Origin of the sequence: Streptosporangium subroseum (assembly GCF_900188345.1) — a bacterium.
Lineage (GTDB): Bacteria > Actinomycetota > Actinomycetes > Streptosporangiales > Streptosporangiaceae > Streptosporangium > Streptosporangium subroseum.
The window spans coordinates 294,484-316,545 of record NZ_FZOD01000003.1; the positions used below are offsets into that span (position 1 = coordinate 294,484).

General features: G+C 69.0%; 20 protein-coding genes. 12 read left to right on the top strand and 8 right to left on the bottom strand.

Annotation, left to right across the window (positions count from 1 at the left end):
• Positions 1–213 precede the first annotated feature (213 nt).
• Together CHC08_RS05025 and CHC08_RS05030 are read right to left on the bottom strand one after the other, a co-directional pair.
• Entirely contained in the window at positions 214–1,176 is a 963-nt protein-coding gene (locus CHC08_RS05025; protein WP_218825129.1) for a hypothetical protein, read from the bottom strand.
• A 253-nt stretch (positions 1,177–1,429) separates the two neighbouring features.
• Entirely contained in the window at positions 1,430–1,921 is a 492-nt protein-coding gene (locus tag CHC08_RS05030; protein ID WP_089205956.1) for a MarR family winged helix-turn-helix transcriptional regulator, read from the bottom strand.
• 126 nt (positions 1,922–2,047) lie between these two features.
• Between CHC08_RS05030 and CHC08_RS52875 the strand changes: the two genes are divergently transcribed.
• From CHC08_RS52875 to CHC08_RS05045, 3 genes are all read left to right on the top strand, one after another.
• Positions 2,048–2,245 carry a rhodanese-like domain-containing protein gene (locus CHC08_RS52875; RefSeq protein WP_089205957.1) on the top strand — a complete coding sequence of 66 codons (198 nt, stop codon included), beginning with the start codon at positions 2,048–2,050 and terminating at the stop codon, positions 2,243–2,245.
• Positions 2,242–2,457: a hypothetical protein gene (locus tag CHC08_RS05040; RefSeq protein ID WP_245878130.1), complete on the top strand. Its 216-nt coding sequence runs from the start codon at positions 2,242–2,244 to the stop codon at positions 2,455–2,457. Before CHC08_RS52875 ends, CHC08_RS05040 begins: the two co-directional genes overlap by 4 nt.
• Positions 2,458–2,686: 229 nt before the next feature.
• Positions 2,687–3,235 (top strand): hypothetical protein, encoded by a 549-nt coding sequence (locus CHC08_RS05045; protein WP_089205959.1) that lies wholly within the window; start codon positions 2,687–2,689, stop codon positions 3,233–3,235.
• 21 nt (positions 3,236–3,256) lie between these two features.
• On the opposite strand, the gene CHC08_RS05050 is transcribed toward CHC08_RS05045, so the two are convergent.
• The gene (locus CHC08_RS05050; RefSeq protein ID WP_089205960.1) at positions 3,257–3,631 is read right to left on the bottom strand and encodes a VOC family protein; all 375 of its coding nucleotides are present in this window, start codon (positions 3,629–3,631) and stop codon (positions 3,257–3,259) included.
• A gap of 348 nt (positions 3,632–3,979) precedes the next feature.
• Between CHC08_RS05050 and CHC08_RS05055 the strand changes: the two genes are divergently transcribed.
• Positions 3,980–4,843, top strand: coding sequence for a DMT family transporter (locus CHC08_RS05055; protein WP_089205961.1), 864 nt, complete (start codon positions 3,980–3,982; stop codon positions 4,841–4,843).
• 165 nt (positions 4,844–5,008) lie between these two features.
• Here CHC08_RS05055 and CHC08_RS05060 read toward each other — a convergent pair whose 3' ends face one another.
• Entirely contained in the window at positions 5,009–6,307 is a 1,299-nt protein-coding gene (locus CHC08_RS05060; protein ID WP_245878131.1) for an MGDG synthase family glycosyltransferase, read from the bottom strand.
• A gap of 232 nt (positions 6,308–6,539) precedes the next feature.
• On the opposite strand from CHC08_RS05060, the gene CHC08_RS05065 reads away from it, so the two are divergent.
• The 8 genes from CHC08_RS05065 to hpnH all read left to right on the top strand — a co-directional run bounded on the left by CHC08_RS05065 (position 6,540) and on the right by hpnH (position 15,775).
• A complete protein-coding gene (locus CHC08_RS05065) occupies positions 6,540–7,289 on the top strand; it encodes a polysaccharide deacetylase family protein (protein WP_089205962.1) in 750 nt (249 codons plus the stop codon).
• A gap of 238 nt (positions 7,290–7,527) precedes the next feature.
• Positions 7,528–8,571, top strand: a complete 1,044-nt coding sequence (gene hpnC / locus CHC08_RS05070) for a squalene synthase HpnC (RefSeq protein ID WP_089205963.1) — start codon at positions 7,528–7,530, stop codon at positions 8,569–8,571.
• Positions 8,558–9,685 (top strand): squalene/phytoene synthase family protein, encoded by a 1,128-nt coding sequence (locus tag CHC08_RS51240; protein WP_245878132.1) that lies wholly within the window; start codon positions 8,558–8,560, stop codon positions 9,683–9,685. The genes hpnC and CHC08_RS51240 overlap by 14 nt, the downstream gene beginning before the upstream one ends.
• Entirely contained in the window at positions 9,682–11,010 is a 1,329-nt protein-coding gene (hpnE, locus tag CHC08_RS05085; RefSeq protein WP_089205964.1) for a hydroxysqualene dehydroxylase HpnE, read from the top strand. Before CHC08_RS51240 ends, hpnE begins: the two co-directional genes overlap by 4 nt.
• Positions 11,007–12,020: a polyprenyl synthetase family protein gene (locus tag CHC08_RS05090; RefSeq protein WP_089205965.1), complete on the top strand. Its 1,014-nt coding sequence runs from the start codon at positions 11,007–11,009 to the stop codon at positions 12,018–12,020. The genes hpnE and CHC08_RS05090 overlap by 4 nt, the downstream gene beginning before the upstream one ends.
• A 1-nt stretch (position 12,021) precedes the next feature.
• Positions 12,022–13,887, top strand: coding sequence for a squalene--hopene cyclase (gene shc, locus CHC08_RS05095; protein ID WP_089205966.1), 1,866 nt, complete (start codon positions 12,022–12,024; stop codon positions 13,885–13,887).
• Between the two features lie 221 nt (positions 13,888–14,108).
• Positions 14,109–14,774: a phosphorylase family protein gene (locus CHC08_RS05100; protein ID WP_143653113.1), complete on the top strand. Its 666-nt coding sequence runs from the start codon at positions 14,109–14,111 to the stop codon at positions 14,772–14,774.
• Positions 14,771–15,775, top strand: coding sequence for an adenosyl-hopene transferase HpnH (gene hpnH / locus CHC08_RS05105; RefSeq protein WP_089205968.1), 1,005 nt, complete (start codon positions 14,771–14,773; stop codon positions 15,773–15,775). Before CHC08_RS05100 ends, hpnH begins: the two co-directional genes overlap by 4 nt.
• 148 nt (positions 15,776–15,923) lie before the next feature.
• On the opposite strand, the gene CHC08_RS05110 is transcribed toward hpnH, so the two are convergent.
• The 4 genes from CHC08_RS05110 to CHC08_RS05125 all read right to left on the bottom strand — a co-directional run bounded on the left by CHC08_RS05110 (position 15,924) and on the right by CHC08_RS05125 (position 22,045).
• Complete coding sequence (locus CHC08_RS05110; protein WP_089206015.1) at positions 15,924–16,658, bottom strand: SDR family NAD(P)-dependent oxidoreductase; 735 nt, start codon at positions 16,656–16,658, stop codon at positions 15,924–15,926.
• Between the two features lie 261 nt (positions 16,659–16,919).
• Entirely contained in the window at positions 16,920–18,872 is a 1,953-nt protein-coding gene (locus CHC08_RS05115; RefSeq protein ID WP_089205969.1) for an N-6 DNA methylase, read from the bottom strand.
• Between the two features lie 15 nt (positions 18,873–18,887).
• Positions 18,888–19,793, bottom strand: coding sequence for a serine/threonine-protein kinase (locus CHC08_RS05120; protein WP_089205970.1), 906 nt, complete (start codon positions 19,791–19,793; stop codon positions 18,888–18,890).
• Positions 19,790–22,045, bottom strand: coding sequence for a UvrD-helicase domain-containing protein (locus CHC08_RS05125; RefSeq protein ID WP_089206016.1), 2,256 nt, complete (start codon positions 22,043–22,045; stop codon positions 19,790–19,792). Before CHC08_RS05125 ends, CHC08_RS05120 begins: the two co-directional genes overlap by 4 nt.
• Positions 22,046–22,062: the final 17 nt, after the last annotated feature.

Genomic DNA, 22,062 nt, shown 5'->3' on the forward strand with positions numbered 1-22,062 from the left:
CTCACCCGGCTCTGGATGGAGCCGGGTGAGCCGGTGGAGCGTCCTCGGATCGGCGGCGGACAGCTCCGGCCGGAGGGTGAGTGACCAAGCTCATTCGACACCCGTTCCGGCCGGATGGTGAGTGACCGGGGTCATTCGACACCCGTACCGGCCGAAGGGTGAGCGACCGGGGTCATTCGACACCCGTACCGGCCGAAGGGTGAGCGACCGGGGTCATTTGACGCCCGTGGACCGCTGCGCGGCCCCGTCGTCCGTTGTCTCCTTCAGCCAGAGCGCCGCGAACCGGGGCGAGCCGGTGCCGTAACCGCTGACATCGGAGAGCCGGTAACCCTGCCTGACCAGCCGGTCGAACTCCGCCTGGTACTGCGCCGACGTCAGACCATGCCGCGCAACCCACGCCGATCCACCCGTCCGCTCCCAGATCGCCGCGTACAGGGCCCTCCCGCCGACCTCGTAGCCATCCACGTGCACGAGACGGTAACCCCGCCCGGTCAGCCGGTCGAACTCCGCCTGATACCGCGCCGACGTCAGACCATGCCGCGCAACCCGCGCGGGCCCACTCGACCGCTCCCAGATCGCCGCGTACTGGGCCTCCCTGCCGACCCTGTAACCGCTGACGTCGGTGAGACGGTAGCCCTGCCCGGTCAATCGGTCGAACTCCGCCTGGTACTGCGCCGACGTCAGACCATGCCGCGCGACCCGCGCGGGCCCACTCGACCGCTCCCAGATCGCCGCGTACTGGGCCTCCCTGCCGACGCCGTAGCCATCCACATGCACCAGGCGATAGCCCAGCCCGACCAGGCGATCGAACTCCGCCTGATACTGCGCCGACGTCAGACCATGCCGGGCAATCCATGCCGGTCCACTCGACTGTTCCCAGATCGCCGCGTACAGGGCCCTCCCACCGGCCTCGTAGCCATCCACGTGCACGAGGCGGTAACCCCGCCCGGTCAGCCGGTCGAACTCCGCCTGATACTGCGCCGACGACAGATTGTGGCGTGCCTGCCAGGGAGCCGGCTCCGAGGTCCGCGCCGTACCGGCGCCGAGGTCACCCGCGCGCTCGGCGACGTCTGCCGCCGATGCCACCCCGGCTCGTCCAAGGCCGAAAAGCGCACCCAGACCGATGCCCGCGTGGAGCACACCGCGCCGACTGAACAACCCCGATGAATCCCGCATGTCGCCTCTCCTCATTTCACTCATCGTCACGCTGAGTTACATGAAGATACGGAACGGGCAAGATATCGAGCATCCTCTTCGCGGCGGGTCCGAGGTAAAGAAAGAAGAACGGACTGTCCCTACCGGCACATCACCCATCGACCGGCTCAGGCCGCCGGAGGCCTCCGCCCAAGCGGGCCGAAGGCGACGTTGACCTGCTCGCGCGGGCGGTCGTCCGGATCCCGGGCCCGTACGGCAGGAAGCTCCGCGCCCCTTACACGGCCGACGCCTGTCCGCGCACGGCCCGGTGAGCGGCGTTGGCGCTGCCGGCGGCGGCGATCACCTGGGTCAGCATCCCGTGAAGCTGCTGGAGCTCGGCCAGTTCCATTCCCAGGCGTTCGACGATCGCCGCGGGGATCTTCTCGGCTTCGTCGCGAAGCCTCCGACCGGCCGGGGTGAGGGTGACCGCGAGGGAACGCTCATCCTGGCCGGCACGCGAACGGTGGACGAACCCGCTGGCCTCAAGGCGCTTGAGCAGGGGGGACAGCGTGGCGGGCTCCAACTGGAGCAGCCGGCTGAGGTCCTTGACCGACAGCGGCGCGTACTGCCACAGCGCCAGCATCACCAGGTACTGAGGATGGGTCAGCCCCATCGGCTCCAGCAACGGGCGGTAGACCGCGATCACACCGCGCGAGGCGACCGCCAGGGCGAAGCAGACCTGGTTCTCCAGGGACAGCGGGTCGGGAATGTCGCCGATGTCACTCAATGGCATCTCCAGGGAAGTCGTAGCCGTGCTATAAAATTAGCGTACGAACAGTTAGTGCACTAATCCATCCCCCGCCGGCCGCAGCGGGCGCCCTCGATGCCCCCTTCCTACCATCGGAGAGAAGCCATGAGCCGCTCCACCGTGCTTGTCGACGCCCCCTGGGTGCTGGAACATTTCGATGGCGCCGGCGCCGTCCTGGTCGGCGCCTACGACAAGGACCGCATCCCCGGAGCCGTGAAGATCGACTGGAAGGACGGCCCCCGTCGAGCGGGGGGCCGCCTCGTGACACCGCCGCCCGTGCTGTGCGGGGGTGCGGCCGGATGAGCACTCACTCCACCCCGGAGACCGTCATGCCTCGTCAGAAGAGGAAAACGCTGGAAGAGCGGATCGCCGACCGTCAGGCACAGAGAGCTCCGCTGCGAGAGGGAAAGCAGTTCGAGCACGGACCCGCCAAGTTCGTGTTCATCTTCCTCATCGTGCTCCTCGTGGTGCTTCACTTCGGAGGTCTCGTCGTCCTCATGGTGCTGGACCATTGATCGACCGGCACCGGCCCGTCAATCGACGCATCAGGCGGTCCGGACCACCTTTGACGTTGACGTATCCGCGGGTCGCGCCGGAGACGGCCTCTCCTCCCGCGGTCATGCCACAGGCGAACGGGCATGGATTGCAAACACGCTGCAATCGATGGGGCCTACTAATGGACGCAGCGAGCCCCGGGCAGTGCTTCAGGGGAACCGGGGCACCCCTCGCCTCGGGAGATCGACCATGCATCGCTCCGTTCGCCGTCTGCTCGGGTCCGCCGCCACCGTCGCCGTCGCGGCGTCGCTCTCACTGACCGTCGCGGATGGGACGTCCGCGAGCGTCACCTCCTCCGCCATCCCTCAGTTCACGATGCCGAAGGTCTACGGGACGCGGTTCCAGGCCGCCTCCCACCACGACTTCACCAAGGGCATCCTCCGCTCGCGCGACGACGGCATCCTGCGCGGCTGGGTGCGCTCCTACAACAAAGGCACCGCGGAGTACACGCCCGTCAGATGGGTCAGCGGCAAGCAGGAAGAGGACGGGTTCTTCGCCGGCCCCGAAAAGGGTGACGTCTCCGGCTACAGATCGCCGGTGTCGAGCAAGGCAGTGCTCTACAGCACGACCGGCTGCAAGATCTCCGGGACCCGGGTGACCGCCGACGAGCGAGGGCTGGGCACCACACGCTGCTCCACGCAGGGGCTGACCGCCCATCTGGAGGCGGGGTATCGGGCCGCCATGATCACCGTCTACCGCGGCCAGATCGTGAAGATCCAGGAGATCAGCACTCCGTAAGCGTGCCGGTTCCCTCCCCGGTCACTCCGGTTCCAGAGGATGCCTCCAGGGAGCGAGCACGCAGAACTCGTTGCCGTCCGGGTCCGCGAGCACCACCCAGCCCGCGTCCTCGGGCTGCCCGATGTCCACCCGGTGGGCCCCCAGCCCGATCAGCCGCTCGACCTCGGCGTCCTGATCGTCGGGGTTGAGCTCGATGTGCAGGCGGCTCTTGCCCTGCCTGGGCTCGTCAAGCGGGGCGAAGACCATCCCCGGATGGCTGAACTCGTCCTTGGCGATGGCCACCTCGCCCTGCGGGCCCTCGAAGACGATCTGGTAACCCAGCGCGCGAGCCCAGAAGTCGGCCAGCTTGGCGGGGGCTGGGCTGTGGATCGCGAGGCAGAACCAGGTGCTCGGCATGGTTGGATTTCTACCGCCTACTCCCCCGTCGAGTCCAGATTCCGGACGGCAAGCGGACAGCGGCACCGTGCGATCTTCACCTGACGCGCGGTCACAAGCCGTCCGGCCGGAACCCGTCGTCCAGGTGGTCCGGTGGCCATGACATCCCTGGACCGCCTCTCCGGAAAGGCCATGCGGGGGCAAAGGTCGTTTTAGTCGATGCCGTGAGCGGCGTGGAGCACCGGCGCCGCCGACCTGTTCACCGATGCTCGTAGTGCTGATATGCCACGACGTCGCGAAGCGGGTAGCACGCTTAATGATCTCCACTGATGGACGGCGCACCGCCTGCGTCCGGAAAGCCGGGCATCGATGATCGCGGTGATCCTGGCCGTGCTCACCGCCGCGTGCAACGCCCTCTCATCGGTGCTGCAGAAGCGCGCGACGCGGACCGTGCCGGAAAGCGACGCGTTCAGGCTCATACTGATCTGGGACCTGATCCGGCGCCCGTTGTGGCTGGGCGGCATCGCCGCGCTCATCGGAGGCTTCGTCTTCCAGGCCGCCGCGCTGAGCTTCGGCGGGCTCTCCCTCGTGCAGCCCATCCTCGTCGTCGAACTGCCCTTCACGATGATTCTCCTCTCGTGCCTGTCGCGCACCCGGCTGTCCCGGGAAACGTGGCTGGCCATCGGCATCCTGACCGCCGGGCTGACCATCCTGCTCGCCAGCGCCGACCCGACGGTGGAACAACGAATCCCAAGACCGGCCGACTGGGTGATCGCCACGATCGTGACGGTCGGTATCGCGGGATGTCTGGTCGCGATGGCGAGGCTCAGGCACGGCGAGTCCAGGGCGGTCCTGCTCGGGACCGCGTCCGGCCTGGGATTCGCCTTCACCGCCGCGCTGATAACCGAGAACACCCGTGTCTTCGCGGAGGACCCGCTCAGCCTGCTGACCACCTGGCCGCTGTACTCCATGGTCGTGGCGGGCCTCATCAGCCTCTTCCTCCTGCAGAACGCGCTGCAGAGCGGAAGCCTCGTGACCGTTCAACCGGCGCTCAACGTCACCGACCCCGTCGCCAGCATCGGGTACGGCGTCGCGCTGTTCGACGAGGACATCCGGTTGGGTCCGTGGATCATGCTGGAGTTGCTCGGCTTGGGGTTGATCCTCTACGGCAGCGTCCGGCTGGCCCGATCGTCCATCCACCGGCGGCCTGGGGCCGGCACCTGGGAGGGGTGAGGACCCCGAAAGGCGAGAGATGAGACCGGCGCCCCAGGGCGTGAAGGGCCTCCGAAGAACGAGGGATGAGACCAGAGGCCCGGGAGCGTGAAGTGCCTCCCAAGCGCGAGGGATGAGGCCCGAGGCCCAGCGGCGTTAGGGCCTCCGAAGGAGCGGGGGACGGGGTCAGAGGCCCGGAGGAACGAGAAAGGACTCGGCGGGAGACAGGGCGAACAGTGCGGCTCCCCGGGCGACCTGCCGGTCGCGTTCCTCTCCGTGACCGAATCGGTCCAGCGCCGCGAGCAGCTCCCCCGTGTCACGCGCGTACACGCTCAGTCCGGCCCGCGCCATGGCCCTCGCGCCGTCCCGGCCGTGACCGGGAATCGGCCGGTAGGAGACGACCGGCACTCCGGCCGCCATCGCCTCCCTGCACGTCACGCCCGCCGCGTTGTCCACCAGCGCGTACGCGGTGGCCATCAGCCCCGGCATGTCGTCGCACCAGCCAAGGGCGATGCCCGTGTGCCGCAGACGGCGGCGCAGTTCGCGGTTGTGCCCGCAGAGGATGACGGGCAGGTAGCGTCCCGAGCGAGCCAGGACGCGCGCCGTCTCCTCCACACCGCCCACGCCCCACGCGCCGGCCGAGACGAGGACCAACCGGTCTCCCGCGCGGGCACCGATCCGGGATCGCATCGACGCCGCACCGATCCCGGGCCGCGGCTCCGGGCGTACGGCCGGCGCCACCCCGCTCTCAGGCTGCCCGGAATCCGAATGCACGGCCGGCGCCACCCCGCTCTCCGTCCGTCCGGAGTCCGAATGCACGGCCGGTACCGCGCCGCTCTCAGGCTGCCCGGAATCGGGACGTACGATCGGCGTCACCCCGGGACCGGGCCGCCGGAATCCCAGCCGTACGACGGGAGCGTGACAGGACACCGGGCAGCCCGTCGCGGTGTGGACGACGTGTGCGGTCGCCAGGTCCGGGCACAGATACCGGTCGTTTCCCGGATGCAACCAGAGCCGATGCGCCGCGAAGTCGGTCAGCAGGACGGTGCTGGGGACCGGCAGACGACCATGCCACCTCAGATGCCCGGCCGCCTGCGCGGCCACGTGGAAGGTCGAGACGACCTCGGCCACCTGCCGGCTGCCGACGAGTCTTCTCAGCCGTGCCGCGATCACGATCGTCAGCGGCGACACCGACGGCGCCCGGCCGGGTACGAAGAAGATCTGGTAGATCAGCGCGTACAGCCAGGGGGCGGAGCGCATCATCCAGCTGTACCACCCGCGCAGTGCCGTCCCCAGCCGCAGCGGGAGCAGGTCCAGGATGTCGACCACCTCGGCTTCGACGCCCTCGGCGGCGAGCCGCCTGACCAGTTCCATCGCGATCACGTCGTGCCCGGACCCCATGCTCGCGCTGAGGATCAGCACCGTGGGCCGCGCCGCGGCCTCCCGCGCGGGGAACCGGCGTGACGAACCGTGCCGCGCCGGCATCGTGGTCTCTCTCACACGGACCTGGAACAATCTCACGCGGACCTGAAACGACCTCACGCAGATCCGAAACAACGAAACGCGACGCGCCGGCGCGTCATGGTCCCTCTCGCACGCGGACTTGAAATAACGGAGCGCGGCGCGTTGGCACATCGTGGCCTTTCGCACGCAGATTTGAATTAACGGAGTGTGGCGCATTGGCGCATCGTGTCCTTTGGCTCGCAGACTTGATGTGATGAACCGCACCGCGTTGGCACTCGCCGGTCTGGCCGTGCTCCACGTCGGACCCGCCGCGACCTGGCTGCCGGCCGTGCGCCGCCTGCTTCCCGGTCTCGCCGGGGTGGGGACCGCCGACCATGTCGCGCTGACCTTCGACGACGGGCCCGACCCGCAGTCCACCCCGCGGTTCCTCGACGAACTGGAGCGACTCGGGTGCCGGGGCACGTTCTTCGTCCTCGGCGAGATGCTCGAACGCCATCCCGAGCTCGGCCTCCGCATCGTCGCGCGGGGCCACGAGATCGCGGTGCACGGCTGGGGACACGACAACGCCCTCATCACCCGTCCGGGCCGGATGGCCGCCGAGATGAGCAGGGCCGCCGAGCTGGTCACCGCTGTCACCGGCGTCGGCCCCACCTGGTACCGGCCGCCCTACGGGGTGCTCAGCGCGGAGATCCTGATCGCCGCCCGCGGGCTGGGGTTGCGCCCCGTGCTGTGGACCGCGTGGGGCAGGGACTGGACCCGGTCGGCGAGCCCGGCCTCCGTGCTGGACACCATGACTCCCGGCCTGCGCGGCGGGGCCACTCTCCTGCTGCACGACTCCGACTGCACCTCGGCCCCCGGCTCCTGGCGATCCGGACTCGGCGCCCTGCCGGAGCTGGTTGATCGTTGCCGATCCGCGGGCCTGCGGATCGGGCCGCTGCGGGATCACGGTGTCCTCCCCTGCCGTCCGGCCCCTCGCGAGGTTTACGAGACCACCGCCGTCTGAAGGCGTAACGATAGAAAAAGCCGCGCCGTACTTTGCGGTGACTTTGATTTCAAGCCGGTTTATGTCGCCCCCCTGAAAAAAATATTAATTCGCCGAAAACGAGACTGCGGCGAGATATCAAATATTTGCCCAGCTCCCGCCCGATAAACACCAACGAACTACGCCCTCGCGTTTATAGCGGCCCACAAGGGACAAGCTCAAATTTATGTATTCGGGGGGAGACGACGCACGAGACGTCATGCGTCAGGCACGTCGGGAGGACTTTCCGAACGTCGTGCACGAAGCACCCCGGGAGAACCTTCCAGACGCCGCATGCCGGGCACGCCGGGATCACCTTCCGGACACCACGCATGAAGCACCCGGGAAGAACATTCCGGACGCCACACATGAAACGCTCCGGGAGAACCTTTCGGACGTCGCGCATGAAACACCCCGGGAAGACCTCTCGGACGCCGCGCGTCGAGCACGCCGGGAGAACTTCCCGGTCGCTTCACGGCTGCTGCCGCGCAGCCACCGCCACCACCTCCTCGCGGTGTACGGCTTCGCGCGGTTCGTCGACGACATCGGAGACGAACCCCAGGCCGAGGATCCGCTCCGCCTGCTCGACGACGTCGACGCCGACCTCGACCGCCTGTACGCCGGGCAGGCTCCTCGCCTGCCGGCCGTCAGCGCTCTCGAACGGGCCGTCGGGACCTGCTCCATCCCCGCTCGGCCGTTTCGCCGCCTGGTCGAGGCCAACCGGGTCGACCAGAGCGTCAGCCGATACGACACCTTCGACGACCTGCTCGCCTACTGCGAGCTGTCCGCGAACCCCGTCGGGCACATCGTGCTGCACGTGTTCGGCATGGCCACCCCGGCGCGGCTCGCCCTGTCCGACCGTGTGTGCTCGGCGCTGCAGGTCATCGAGCACTGCCAGGACGTCGGTGAGGACTACACGCGAGGCCGCGTCTACCTGCCGGGCGAGGACCTGCGCCGGTTCGGCTGCGTCGAGAGCGACCTCGCCAAGGTCGTCACCCCCACCCGGCTGCGTGGCGTCGTCGCGCTCCAGACCGAACGGGCCAGGCGGCTGCTCCACGAGGGAGATCCGCTCGTCTCCTCTGTGACGGGCTTCACCCGCTTCGCCGTCGCGGGCTACATGGCGGGCGGCCTGGCCACCGTCGCGGCGCTGACGCGGGCCCGGTACGACGTTCTCGGGCATGCCGTACGCCCGCGCCGCACGAGGTTGCTGACGGAGTGGCTGCGGATCCTCAGCAGAAGGAGGCCCGGCCGTGGAGATCTCTGACGCGTACCAGCACTGTGAGCAGGTCGTCCGCGAGAAGGCACGGAACTTCTCCTACGGCCTCCGGCTGCTGCCGCCCCCCAAGCGCCGCGCGCTCAGCGCCGTCTACGCGCTCGCACGACGGATCGACGACATCGCCGACGGGGACGAGCCGGTCGAGCAGCGCCTGGCCCACCTGGCCACCGCGCGGGCGGCGCTTAACACGGCACGGCCCGAGCTCGAAGAGCCGGTGCCGTACGCACCCATCGCGGCACGGTCTGATTCCGAAGACCCGGTGCCGCTCGGGCATGCCACGGCGACGTCCGGTTCCGGAGACCCGGTGCCGGTCGCGCTGAGCGCGGCACGATCCGATCCCGAAGACCCGGTGCCGCTCGGACACGGCGCGGCGACGTCCGATCTCGAAGCCCCGGCGCCGCTCGGACACGGCATGGCGACGGCCGATCTGGAAGACCTGGTGCCGTTCGCACTGAGCACGGGACCCCCCGGTCTCGAGGACCCGGTGCTGGTCGCGCTCTACGACGCCGCCCGCCGCTACCCTCTCCCGCTCTCCGCGTTCGAGGAACTGATCGACGGGTGCGTCGCGGACGTGCGCGGGACGACCTACCGGCAGTTCGACGAGCTGCTGTCGTACTGCCGGAGCGTCGCCGGGTCGATCGGCCGGCTGTCGCTCGGCGTCTTCGGCACCGAGGACGCCGATGAGGCGGTCCCCCTGGCGGACGCCCTCGGGGTGGCGCTGCAGATCACGAATATCCTCAGGGACGTACGCGAGGACCGGCTGGCCGGGCGGATCTACCTTCCGTCCGAGGACCTCGAACGGTTCGGATGCACCCTGGACATCGACTCCTCCGGCAGGTTCACCGACCCGCCGGATCGGCTCGTCGAGCTGATGCGGTTCGAGGCCGACCGGGCACGCGGCTGGTTCCGCGACGGCATGCGCCTGCTGCCCACGCTCGACGGACGCAGCGCGGCGTGCACCGCGGCGATGGCCGGCATCTACCGGTGCCTGCTCGACCGCATCATGTCGGATCCCACCGAGGCGCTGGCCGCACGGCTGTCACTGCCTCCGTGGAGGAAGGCGATGGTGGCGGCACGCGCCCTGGCGGGGGCGGGCCGATGAGGGAGGCTCCGGTCGCGATCATCGGTGGCGGGCTGGCGGGCATCGCCGCCGCCATCGCGCTCGGGGAGGCCGGCCACACCGCCACCCTGTACGAGGCTCGGCCGAGGCTGGGTGGCGCGACCCATTCGTTCGCGCGGAACGGGATGATGGTCGACAACGGCCAGCACGTGTTCCTCCGCTGTTGCACGGCCTACCGCGGACTGCTCGACCGGCTCGGCGGCGCCGGGCGCGTACACGTCCAGGACCGGTTCGACGTGCGGGTGCTCACCTCGGCGGGACGGTGCGAGCGGCTGCGGCGCGGAGTGCTGCCGGGGCCGTTCCATCTGTTGCCCGCGCTGGCGAGGTATCCGCTCCTCAAACCCGCCGATCGGCTGCGCGCGATGCGGGTCTCGCTGGCCCTTCGCCGGCTCGACCCGACGGACCCGGCGCTGGACCGGACCGATCTCGGAAGCTGGCTGGCCGCCCACGGGCAGAGCGACGCCGCGCGACGCGCGCTCTGGGAGCTGTTCGCGATGGCGGCCCTGAACGTCGGTGTCGAGGGCGCGGCCCTGGGTCCGGCGGCGATGGTCTTCAAGACCGCGCTGCTCGGCCGGGCGGACGCCGCCGACATCGGGGTTCCCTCCGTACCCCTCGGTGAGCTGCACGGCACCGCGGCGCAGACCGCGATCGTGCGCCGCGGCGGTGCCGTACGGCTGTCGGCGAAGGTCACCGCCGTGGAGACGGGCCCGGCGATCATGGTGGACGGCACCCGGATCAGGGCGTCGGCGGTCATCGTCGCCACACCTCATGAGCAGGCCGCGACCCTGGTGCCCGGCGAGGCCGTACCCGGCAGGGGGCTCTGGAGCGGCCTGGACGCGAGCCCGATCGTCAACGTGCACGTCGTCTACGACCGGCGGGTCACCCGAGTGCCGTTCGCCGCGGTCGTGGACTCACCCGTGCAGTGGGTGTTCGACAAGACGCGCGCATCGGGGCTGCAGGACGGCCAGTATCTCGCGATCTCGGTCTCGGCGGCGGAGCGCTGGATCGACATGCCCACCGCGCAGGTGCGGGCCGTGTTCGTGCCCGCGATCGAGCGGCTCTTCCCGGCGGCGTGTCAGGCCCGGATCATCGATTTTTTCGTCACGAGGGAACGTCGCGCCACCTTTCGCCAGGGTCCTGGCAGCGGCGCGCTCCGTCCCGGGGCCGCCACCCGGTGGCCCGGACTCTTTCTCGCCGGCGCGTGGACCGACACGGGCTGGCCCGACACGATGGAGGCGGCCGTGCGCAGCGGGCTCAACGCGGCTTGTTTGGTCAGGCAGCATCTGAAGAACGAGGCCGCCCGGTGACCGCGGTCATCCCGCCGTCGGTCGGGGCCGCGCGCGGGCTCGTGGAGCCCGTGCTGCGGGATGCCGTGGCCCGGCTCGATCCGCTGACCGCACGCGTCGCGAGCTATCACCTCGGCTGGACCGATCCGGCGGGAGGGCCGGTCTCCTCGGGAGGCAAGGCGCTGCGTCCCGCCCTGGTCATCCTGTCGGGGAGAGCGGCCGGGGGAAGCGCGGAGCAGTACCTGCCCGCCGCCGCCGCGGTAGAACTCGTGCACGCGTTCTCGCTGCTCCACGACGACATCATGGACGGCGACCGCATGCGGCGGCACCGGCCGTCCGCGTGGACCGTCTTCGGCTGCTCGGCGGCCATCCTGGCCGGCGACGGCCTGCTCTCGCTCGCCGGGGAGCTGCTGCTGGAAGACGGCGCGCCCGGCCGCGTACGGGCCGCGCACCGCCTGTCCATCGCCACCCGGGAGCTGGTCGCGGGCCAGGCGCTCGACCTGGAGTTCGAGCTGCGCTCCGATGTGAGCTTGGACGAGTGCCGGGAGATGGCCACGCTGAAGACCGGCTCCCTGCTGGCCTGCGCCTGCTCGATCGGCGCGACGGCGGCGGGCGGTCCGGCTCCGCTGGTCGCGGCCCTGACGGCGTTCGGAACCGAGGCGGGCCTGGCCTTCCAGCTCACCGACGACCTGCTGGGCATCTGGGGAAGCCCCGAGGTGACGGGAAAGCCGGTGCTGTCGGACCTGCGTTCCCGCAAGAAGTCACTTCCGGTCGTCGCCGCGCTCACCAGCGGCACGGCGGGCGGCGAACGGCTCGCCGGCCTGCTGGCCGGTTCGGAGCCGCTCGCCGAGGCCGATCTTCAGGAGGCCGCCCGGCTCGTCGAGGAGACGGGCGGGCGATCCTGGGCCGAGACGGAGGCCAAGCACCGGCTCGACGCCGCCGAACGCCATCTCGCCGATGTCGACATGCCCGCGGACGTCCGTGCGGAATTCCTGGACATCGCCCATTTCCTCACCTCCCGAGGCCACTGACATGACCACCGTCGCCGCGCCCACTTCCGCCGCGCTCGCCCTCGACGCGGCGTGCGACCATCTGCTCGATCTCCAGTCGCCCGAGGGGTGGTGGAAGGCCGAGCTGCAGACGAACGTGACCATGGACGCGGAGGACCTGCTGCTCCGGGAGTTCCTCGGCATCCGCACCGAGGAGGACACCGCGGAGGCGGCCCGGTGGATCCGCTCCGAGCAGCGCGACGACGGTACCTGGACCAACTTCCACGGCGGGCCGGGCAACCTGTCCACCACGATCGAGGCGTACACGGCGTTGCGGCTCGCCGGTGACCGGACCGACGCGCCGCACATGTGGGCCGCGGCCCGGTTCATCCGGGAATCGGGCGGGATCGAGGCCAGCCGGGTGTTCACCCGGATCTGGCTGGCGATGTTCGGGCAGTGGAGGTGGGAGAAACTCCCCGTCCTCCCGCCCGAGATGGTGTTCCTGCCGCCGTGGTTCCCGCTCAACGTCTACGACTGGGCCTGCTGGGCCCGGCAGACGATCGTGCCGCTCACCATCGTGAGCGCGCGCCGCCCGGTGCGGCCGCTCCCGTTCGACCTGGCCGAGCTGCGCACCGGGCGTCGCGTCCGGCCACGTCCGCGCGGGGTGTTCACCGCTCTCGACCGCGCCCTGCACCGCTACGAACGGCGTCCCGTCCCGGGCCTGCGGCAGGCGGCGCTGAGACGGGCCGCCGAGTGGATCGTGGCGCGGCAGGAGTCCGACGGGTCCTGGGGCGGCATCCAGCCCCCGTGGGTGTATTCGCTGATCGCCCTGCATCTTCAGGGCTACCACCTCGACCACCCGGTGATGAGAAAGGGCATGGCGGGGCTCGACCGGTTCACGATCCGCGACGAGAAGGGCCGCAGGCTGGAGGCCTGCCAGTCTCCCGTCTGGGACACCGTTCTCGCGGTCAACGGCCTCCTCGACGCGGGCCTCCCCGACGACCATCCCGCCCTGGTCAAGGCCTCCGGCTGGCTGCTCGCCGAGGAGATCCGGAGCCCTGGTGACTGGTCCGTACGACGGCCGTCGCTGCCGCCCGGCGGCTGGGCGTTCGAGTTCGACAACGACGGCTACCCGGACATCGACGACACCGCGGAGGCGATCCTCGCCCTCCGCCGCGTACGCCATCCGGACGTCCGGCCGGCCATCGACCGCGCCGTACGCTGGATCACCGGCATGGCGTCCCGCGACGGCGGTTTCGGGGCCTTCGACGCCGACAACACCCGTGAGCTCTGCAAGAAGCTGCCGTTCTGCGACTTCGGCGCGGTCATCGACCCGCCGACCGCCGATGTCACCGCCCACGTCGTCGAGGCTCTGGCGGCGGAGCAACCCGACTCCCCCGTCGTACGGCGGGCCGTCGTCTGGCTGCTGAAGGCGCAGGAGGCGGACGGATCGTGGTTCGGCCGCTGGGGGGCCAACCACGTGTACGGCACCGGCGCCGTGCTCCCCGCGCTCATCGCGGCGGGCGTACGGCCCGGCAGCCCGTGCGTGCGGCGGGCCGTCACCTGGCTGGAACGGCACCAGAACGGCGACGGCGGCTGGGGTGAGGACCTGCGTTCGTACAGCGATCCCGCCTGGATCGGGCGCGGCCACTCGACACCGTCTCAGACGGCGTGGGCGCTTCTGGCGCTGCTCGCCGCCGGGGAGCGTTCACCGGCGGTGCGCGGAGGCGTGGAGTGGCTGGTCGGTCACCAGCGGGCGGACGGCACCTGGGACGAACCGCACTTCACCGGGACCGGGTTCCCCGGCGACTTCTACATCAACTATCACCTCTACCGGCTCGTCTTCCCGATCAGCGCGTTGGGCCGCTACGTGCGCTCGGGCGACGAGGTCCCGGAGGCGTTGACGTGAACGGCCTGTTGATCTGCGCCGCCCTGGGAATCGAGGCGCGAGCTGTGCGAGGCGGCCTCTCGCGGGCCTCACGGGATAATCTCCCGGGCACCTCACGAAACGACCTCCCACGCGCCGCACGGGATGACCTCCCGAAAGCCTCGCAGGACAGCCTTTCGCGCACCTCACTGGGCGACTTCCCCCAAATCTCGGGGGACGGCCTGTCAGCCGAGGACGTGGAGGTGATCCGGATCGGGATGGGCCCGGGCCGGGCCGCGAGCGCGGCGGCGCTGCTCCCTTCGACGGGAGCGGTGGCGGTGGTCGGCTTCGGCGGAGCCCTCGGCGGGTGCCTGCGCCCGGGGGACGTGCTGGTGGCGAGCGAGGTCCGCTTCGAGGGGCGGGTGCTGCCCTGCTCCTCGGCGCGTTTCCTCGCCGAGGAGCTGGCCCGGGCCGGCCTGCCCGCACGCAGCGGGCCGCTGGTCACCTCCGGTCACATCGTGACGGGAGCCGAGCGCCGCAGGCTCGCCCGCGAAGGGGCGCTGGCCGTCGACATGGAGACCGGACCGCTGGCGGGTGCGGCGGCAGACCGGCCGTTCGCCGCCCTGCGCGTCATCGTCGACACCCCCGCCGTCCCGCTGATCCGACCGGCCACGATACGCGGCGGCATCACGGCGTACCGCACGCTGCGCCGGCTCGGCCCGATCCTCGCTCGCTGGGCGGCCACCACCGACCTCCCCTACGTACCGCTCACCGAGCGACCGCCGCCGACCCACCGCATGCCGCACCCGGACGTCGAAAAGACCATCCGCATGCCGCAAACGCACGGTGAAAAGACCATCCGCATGCCGTCCACGCACGGTGAAGAGACCAGTCGGTTCACATCGCTCAAGGAGGTGCAATCCATATGACGATGCCAGTTCGCCAGCGCCTGCGTATCGGCGGCTACATCCTCCGCCAGAAACTCCGCGGACGTGCGAAGTTCCCGCTCCTGCTGGAGCTGGAGCCGCTGTTCGCCTGCAACCTGAAATGCGCGGGCTGCGGAAAGATCCAGCATCCCGCCGACGTGCTGAAGCGGCGCATGCCGGTCGAGCAGGCCCTGGCCGCCGTCGAGGAGTGCGGCGCTCCCATGGTGTCGATCGCGGGTGGGGAACCGCTCATGCATCCGCAGATAGACGAGATGGTCCGGGAGCTGGTCGCCCGGAAGGTGTACGTGTTCCTGTGCACCAACGCGCTGCTGATCCCCAAGAAGATCGACCTGTTCGAGCCCTCGCCGTACTTCGCGTGGACCATCCACCTGGACGGCATGCGTGAGCGCCACGACGAGTCCGTGTGCAAGGACGGCGTGTTCGACGAGGCCGTCGCCGCGGTCAGGGAGTGCCAGCGCCGCGGCTTCCGGGTCACCACGAACACGACGTTCTTCAACACCGACAGCCCGCAGACCGTCATCGACGTTCTCGACTATCTCAACGACGACCTTCGTGTCGACGAGATGATGATCTCTCCCGGATACGCGTACGAGAAGGCGCCCGACCAGGAGCACTTCCTCGGCGTGCAGGAGACCCGGGAGCTGTTCCGCAAGGCGTTCTCCGGTGGGAACCGGAAGCGGTGGAGGTTCAACCACTCACCGCTCTTCCTGGACTTCCTGGAGGGCAGGACCGACTTCCGGTGTACGGCGTGGGCCATCCCGTCGTACTCGCTGTTCGGCTGGCAGCGGCCCTGCTACCTCATGTCCGACGGCTACGCGGCGACCTATCGGGAGCTGATCGAGGACACCGACTGGGACTCCTACGGCCGGGGACACGATCCCCGGTGCGCCAACTGCATGGCCCACTGCGGGTACGAGCCGACCGCCGTGTTCGCCACGCTCACCTCTCTCAAGGAGTCGCTCAGGGCCATACGCAACGCCTGAGAGGCCGTATCCCCCGCGAGGGCAGGGCACCCGTCCCGCCTGCCGGATGTCCCGGCACGCAGGAGACCGGGTCCCGTGCCCAGGAGTCGCTCCGGACCGTACGCGCGATGGCCGAGGGCTCACTGCCTGACGCGCGATGGACGAGGGCTCACTGTCTGCCGAACACCCCGGCGAGAGCGCGGAAGGGGCCGGGCACCGCGCCCTTCAGCCGTGCCGGCAGCCGCAGCCAGCCCGGGGCGTACGTCTCGGGGCGGCCGTGTTCGACGGCGGCCACGACGGCCCGGGCGACCCGCTCGGCGGGGATCGGCACGGGCCATCGGCGGGTGTACGGGGCACCGCGCCGTTCGAAGAACGGGGTGTCCACCACGCCGGGCAGCACGACGGACACGCCGATCCCGCGCAGTTCGTACCGCAGGCTCTCGGCGAAGACGAGGAGGCCCGCCTTGGTCGCGGCGTACACCGCCTCGTCCCGCACACCGACCGCTCCGGCGATCGAGGCCACGAAGACGAGGTGCCCCCGGCCGCGCTCGATCATGGCGGGCAGCAGCGACCGGGTCAGGCGGATGGGGGCCGTCAGGTTGCACGCGACCATGTGCTCGACGGTCTCGTCCGGCATCGTCGCGAATGGCCCGGCCCATCCGGTCCCCGCGTTGCAGACCAGGACGTCAACCGTTCCGGCGCGCTCGGCCAGACCGGCGACGTCCGTCGTGAGGTCACAGGTGAGCGCCTGTCCTCCGGTCTCCGAGGCGACGGCTTCGAGCCTCTCACGATCACGACCGGACAGCACGACGCGGGCTCCCACCTCGGTCATCGCCCGCGCGGTCGCGGCCCCTATGCCTGACGACGCGCCCGTGATCAGCACGCGAGCCCCCGCAAGTCTCATGGTCACATCGCCCTCGTCGGTTCGGGAGGGGGGAACTCCAACGTCGTCTCCGATGTGGTTCCCTCCGATGCCCCGCCGTACGCCCTCACCCCGTCCCGCGTCCATGAAAGGTCCAGGGATAAGTGCCCAGCTCATTGACCGTCTGCCAAGCGGACGGCTCTGGCACGGAGGTGGCGCCGCTGTGGCACGAGCGGGGTGGCCGCTCCCGCGTTTCCCACTCTCCCGCAGACCGTGCGGAAGGAGCCCGCAGGGACGACCGGGCTATGGCAGACGGTTCCGGAGAATTCCGTCGCCAAGACCCTCACGACCCAGCCCGACCAGGGCGGACCCTTCGTTCACAAGTCGGCCGATCATTTCTTCGATGGCCTCCAGTTTCTGGAAAGCGTCACCGAGGCGCCTCTGCTCGTGCAGGGGCAGTCGGGGGATCTCCACGCGCCGGATGTCCGACCGTGAGGTTCCCGTCTGACCACGCCTGGAGGTCTGGGCCCCGGCGATCCTGAGGAATCCGGCCAGACAGGACGGGTCGATCCGCTCGGGATCCACCCGGAAGAGCTGCAACCCTGATCCGAGAACCGCGCCCCCCTCCTTCACCATCCGCGCGATGAACGAGCGGCCTCCGGCGGAGACGACGACATCCCCGGGCTCGAGAACGAGCGTGTCCGTGGTGACGGAGGTACGTCCGCTCGGGGACCGGCCGGCGATCACGTCCTCCACGGTCAGCACCGGCATCCTTCCCGATCCCATCTCCTGTCTGGACGCCTGGTGGATGGCGATGGCACCGGCTCTGGCCTGCTCCGCGATCGTGGTCTTGGGCAGTTCCTCCCCGGCCGTCGTGAACGCTCGCAGTTCCTCAAGGGCTTGTTGAAGCACGACGGTGGACGAGACCATCGCCTCAAGGGAGGTCGTGAACTCCTGTCCGGCGCTGTTGGCCGAGCGTCCCGCGACATGCCGGGCGGGAGTCAGATCGACGTCTTCGTCCAGCAGGTCGATGAGGGGCACAGCACCATCGGAATCGGCGGGATAGGACCGCCATCTCTCCAGGACGGCTTCTCGCACCTGCGGCCACGACATCTCCGAGGCGTCCGTCATCAGAACGTGCGATGGGATGGGGTCGCCGGCCTCCGGCTTGCGCAGAATCCACAGGTGCGGCGCCCCCAGAGCGTGCGGTGCCGCACCTGCGGGCAGCGCCACGACCGCTCGCAACGTGCCGGTGCGCAGGAGTTGCGCCCGGATCCGGCGTCCGGAGCGGCGATCCGCGGCGGCGGAGGGCATCAGGATCACCACATGCCCGCCCGCCCTGACGTGGAACAACCCGTGCTGGACCCACGGCAGCTCGGGCTCGCCTCGTGGTGGCAGGCCGTACTGCCAGCGGACATCACTGGCCAGTTCCTCGTAACCCCAGCTGCGCTCCCCGAAGGGGGGACTGCAGACGACGGCGTCGGCCTGCAGGGATCCGAACCGGTCCTCGCGAAGGGAGTCCCCGGTGTGAACCGTGCTCTCACGACCGTGCAGCGACAGCCGTACCGCTGCGATGCGCGCGGCGGCCTCATCCCGTTCTTGCCCCGCGAGGCTCGCGGCGCCGGCGTCGGCCGCGGACATCAGAAGCGTGCCGAGCCCGCAGGCAGGATCGAAGACGGTGCCATTGCCGGCCGAGGCCAGCTCCACCATCAGATCGGCGACATCCGCCGACAGCGTCGCCACGCGCCTGGAATGGGCCTCAAGGTAGCGTTCGTAGAGGAAGTCGAACGTCGCCACGGCGCCACGCTCCTCCGCCAGTTCGGCGACGGATCGCAGGAGCGAGATCGCCGCGACCATTGGGGGCGCCCCTGGAAGGCCCAGTGATGCGAGCTCATCGCTCAGCCGCTCGGACACCTTGGCGTCGGTCTTCCCCGCAAGCTGCTTCCACTTCGGTGGCGATCTATCGAGGAAGAGCAGAAAGACCCCGACCTGGCCGACCACCTCGGCGAGCCGTAGGTCCTCGACACTGGCCCTCAGCTGTTGCCAGACCCTCTCGTCGAGCGGAACCTCCGCCAGCTTGCCCTGTCGACGTAGCCACTCCTCGATGTCGGACAGGGAGAAAAGAGGGCTGCTCGAGGTCCCCCCGATCGGGGAGGGAAAGTCCTCGAACCGCCGACGCCAGTTGCTGACGGCGGCGCGCCCGACCCCCGCCAGCCGTGCGATGTCGGCCGCTGCGACCGTGGCGCTGTCCTGCATGAAAATCCCCAAACCTCACGTGCTGACGTGCTTAATGACCGCCGCATACATGTGTACGGGGTCAGCGGAAAGATCTTTATTGATCAGACCTGGCAATGACGGTAACGCCTTCACTAACGGAAGCAGGCTCTCGAAGACCGACAGCGCGCTCTCCGGACGCCCTTCGGGAGACTTGGCGAGCAGCCGAAGCGTCAGCTCCTCCAGCTCTCCGGGAACGTCGGGTCGCCCCACCGGAGGTGGGGTCTCTCGTCGACTGCGATGAATCTCCGTCATGAGGTCCCGAGAGGCGAACGGGCGCGAACCCGTGAGCAATTCATAGAGCAGACATCCCACGGTATACAGATCGCTGGAGCGGCTCGCCTCGGCACCGTCCACGAGCTCCGGCGCCATGTAGCGAGCCGTACCGGGGATCTGCCCGGCCTCGGTGATCTGCGAGAACTCTTTGGCTCCCAGAGCCGTGGCCACTCCGAAGTCGATCACTTTTACCGTGGCATCCGCACACATCACCAGATTGTTCGGCTTGATATCCCTGTGGATCAAGTCCGCGGCGTGAGCGGCGGCCAGGACGGCACAGACCTGCGCCCCGATAAGGGCCGTCCAGGAGGCCGGCAGGGGCGACCGTTCGGCGATCATGTCCGCGACCATGTGTCCCTCGAGATACTCCATGACCATGAAGAGCTCCCCGCCGTCGCTGCCGAAGTCGTAGACGACGGGCACCCCGGGGTGCCGCAGACGGGCGGTGATCCGCGCTTCGCGATAGAAACGACGCGTCGCCTCGTTCTTGGCGACCAGGTCGTCTTCGTAGATCAGCTTGACCGCGACGGAACGGTTGAGCCGCAGATCCGATCCCTGCCAGACAACGCCCATGCCACCGCGGGCGATGGGGCTGGTCAGCTTGTAGCGCTCGGCGATCGTTCTCACGGCAGGAATCTGCTCTTCTGGCCGTGCCACGAGATCACCAGTGTGTCCCTGGCACGGGTGGCGGCGACGAAGAGCAACGACCGGGCACGCTGTAGTTCACGCCGGTAACGCAGCGGGTCGGTGTCCTCGTACTGCGCGGCATGGTGCGAGGGGACCAACCCTTCTGCGACGCCAACGAGAATCATCCGTTGATACTCCAGGCCCTTGAAGCGATGCATCGTCCCGACGTGGATCGCGTCGTACAACTTCGGCCCCTCCGCGCCGATGGCTGTGGCGACGATGCCTGCCTTGCCCAGCCGGTTCTCGACCTCGGCCACCATACGACGTTCGGGAACACAGATCGCGATCGATGCGAGCGCCACGTCGTTCCATTCCCGGACCTGCTCGACAACGGCATCGAGCTCGGCGTCCCATGTGGACGCTGGACGCAATATCGGACGCATGCCGTGCAGAACGGACCTGTATCCAGACAGGTCGTCGTGACCGTCGTCGAGGTCGTCCCACTCCTCCTGACCGAGCAGACCCAACGCGGCTCCGAGGATCTCATGCGTGGTCCGGTAGCTGAGGGTGAGCTTGGACGATCGACCACGGATATTGATGCCGAGGCTGCCTAGCGAGACGTAGTTGCCGTAGATCCGCTGATGGGTGTCACCGGCGAGGAAAATGTCGTTGGGGCCTTCGGGGATCATGGCGCGGAGCATCTTCCAATGGGCGGCGCTCAGATCCTGCGCCTCGTCCACCACGATGTGCCGGTAGCGAGGACGATGCCAGATCCCTGACTCTCGCTGCAGCTTGACCGAGCTGACCTGGCCCGCCTCATATGAAGCCCTCTGCCGCGCGCGCTCGATCTCCATCCGGGCGGCACGTTCGGCCACTTGCCGGAAGGTCCACAGCTCCTTGTCGTCGAGCCGTTTGATGTATCGCTCGACGAGCTGCCAGATCGCCGCACGATCTTCCCGGCTGATGGATCGGCCTCGGCCCGCGCGACGCGCACGGAAATAGTCGGCACGCGAGTTGATCGCCTGGCCAAGGATGACGTGAGACCACTCCGCATGGAGGAATTCACCGTCCCAGCGCGTCTCTCCCTGTTCCAGGAGGAGATCCTCCCACTCCAGCAGCGCCTTGGTGTCGTCGATCCACCGGCGACGCCCGCCGGGCTCTGCTTCCGCGACGATCTGTGTGGCGAGTTTGTCGATGTTGACGATCTCCACCCGCTTGGCCACCTCTGCTCCGGCGAGCTCAAGCAGTCGCTGACGCAAATCGGCCGCCAGATTCTTGTTGAACGTGGTGAACAGAATCGCCTTGTCATCCCCCGGCCCGAGCGTGTCTACCAGGTGCTTCACCCGGTGCAGCGTGACGATGGTTTTACCGGTACCGGGCCCCCCGCTGATCCGGGCGGGCCCGCTGTAGTTCCGTTCCACCACCTTGCGCTGAGTGGGGTGCAGGAAGACGCGCCAGCGCCCGAAGTCGCCCTCCAGCACTTCCTGAAGGGCGGTGTCGTCGGTGGTGACCTGCGTGGCCGGCCTTGCCAGGGCGGCCTGGTAGTCCTCGACGTCGACCGGATCCTCGGCGGTGACGGGAGTGGTGACCTGGTCGAGAACCTCGTCGAGGGTCTTGCCGTCATGGAGCGCGAGCAGCACCTCGGCAGTGAGCTGCGGCGCGTACTCAACCAGGCCGAGGAGCTCGTCCTCAGTCGTGATCTTCGCGATCAGCCCGAGTAGCGGCTCGGCCACACCGAGATCGAGAAGTTGCTCCGCGGTGAAGGCGGCGAACAACGTCTCCGAGACCGAAGGATCGGGAGTCGCATGCCGGGCCTTCTTCTCGTTCGGGGCCGAGGAAGCGGAAGTTTCCTCGCCAACGTGCTTCCCAGCCGGAACTGAAGGAACGAGGGTCTCGTCGAGAACCTGCTTCTCGATGGAGACCAGGTCGACGAACTCGATACCACCCGTGACCGGGTTGATCTGGTAGGCGAAGCGATCGAGGTTGTCGTAGACGTCCTTGCGGTGCTTGACCGCCACCAGGATGTAGTCCGACTCGCCGGCGTGGAGCAGCAGCGCGCGATACTCCTGGTTGACCCGCGCCGAATACAGCCGTGGATGCCCCTTGAGTTGTTTGAAGTGCAGTCCGGGGTTGGCCGGGCTCTTGCGAAACTTGTGCTGGAAGTCGTAGATCGCGCCCTTGACGTCCCGAGAGAGCTTGAGGATCTCCTTGTCCGCCTTGTCGAGCAGCCGCAGCGTCGCCTCACCTTGCATGTTCACTCCGTCCTCTC

Bases quoted from the DNA above. Each gene is read 5' to 3' on its own strand.
- hpnC (WP_089205963.1), top strand. From the start codon at position 7,528: ATGCGTCAGGCACGTCGGGAGGACTTTCCGAACGTCGTGCACGAAGCA.
- hpnH (WP_089205968.1), top strand. From the start codon at position 14,771: ATGACGATGCCAGTTCGCCAGCGCCTGCGTATCGGCGGCTACATCCTC.
- CHC08_RS05110 (WP_089206015.1), bottom strand. From the start codon at position 16,658: ATGAGACTTGCGGGGGCTCGCGTGCTGATCACGGGCGCGTCGTCAGGC.
- CHC08_RS05045 (WP_089205959.1), top strand. From the start codon at position 2,687: ATGCATCGCTCCGTTCGCCGTCTGCTCGGGTCCGCCGCCACCGTCGCC.
- CHC08_RS52875 (WP_089205957.1), top strand. From the start codon at position 2,048: ATGAGCCGCTCCACCGTGCTTGTCGACGCCCCCTGGGTGCTGGAACAT.
- CHC08_RS05060 (WP_245878131.1), bottom strand. From the start codon at position 6,307: ATGCCGGCGCGGCACGGTTCGTCACGCCGGTTCCCCGCGCGGGAGGCC.
- CHC08_RS05055 (WP_089205961.1), top strand. From the start codon at position 3,980: ATGATCGCGGTGATCCTGGCCGTGCTCACCGCCGCGTGCAACGCCCTC.
- CHC08_RS05025 (WP_218825129.1), bottom strand. From the start codon at position 1,176: ATGCGGGATTCATCGGGGTTGTTCAGTCGGCGCGGTGTGCTCCACGCG.
- CHC08_RS05065 (WP_089205962.1), top strand. From the start codon at position 6,540: ATGAACCGCACCGCGTTGGCACTCGCCGGTCTGGCCGTGCTCCACGTC.
- shc (WP_089205966.1), top strand. From the start codon at position 12,022: ATGACCACCGTCGCCGCGCCCACTTCCGCCGCGCTCGCCCTCGACGCG.
- CHC08_RS05115 (WP_089205969.1), bottom strand. From the start codon at position 18,872: ATGCAGGACAGCGCCACGGTCGCAGCGGCCGACATCGCACGGCTGGCG.
- CHC08_RS05050 (WP_089205960.1), bottom strand. From the start codon at position 3,631: ATGCCGAGCACCTGGTTCTGCCTCGCGATCCACAGCCCAGCCCCCGCC.
- CHC08_RS05040 (WP_245878130.1), top strand. From the start codon at position 2,242: ATGAGCACTCACTCCACCCCGGAGACCGTCATGCCTCGTCAGAAGAGG.
- CHC08_RS05125 (WP_089206016.1), bottom strand. From the start codon at position 22,045: ATGCAAGGTGAGGCGACGCTGCGGCTGCTCGACAAGGCGGACAAGGAG.
- hpnE (WP_089205964.1), top strand. From the start codon at position 9,682: ATGAGGGAGGCTCCGGTCGCGATCATCGGTGGCGGGCTGGCGGGCATC.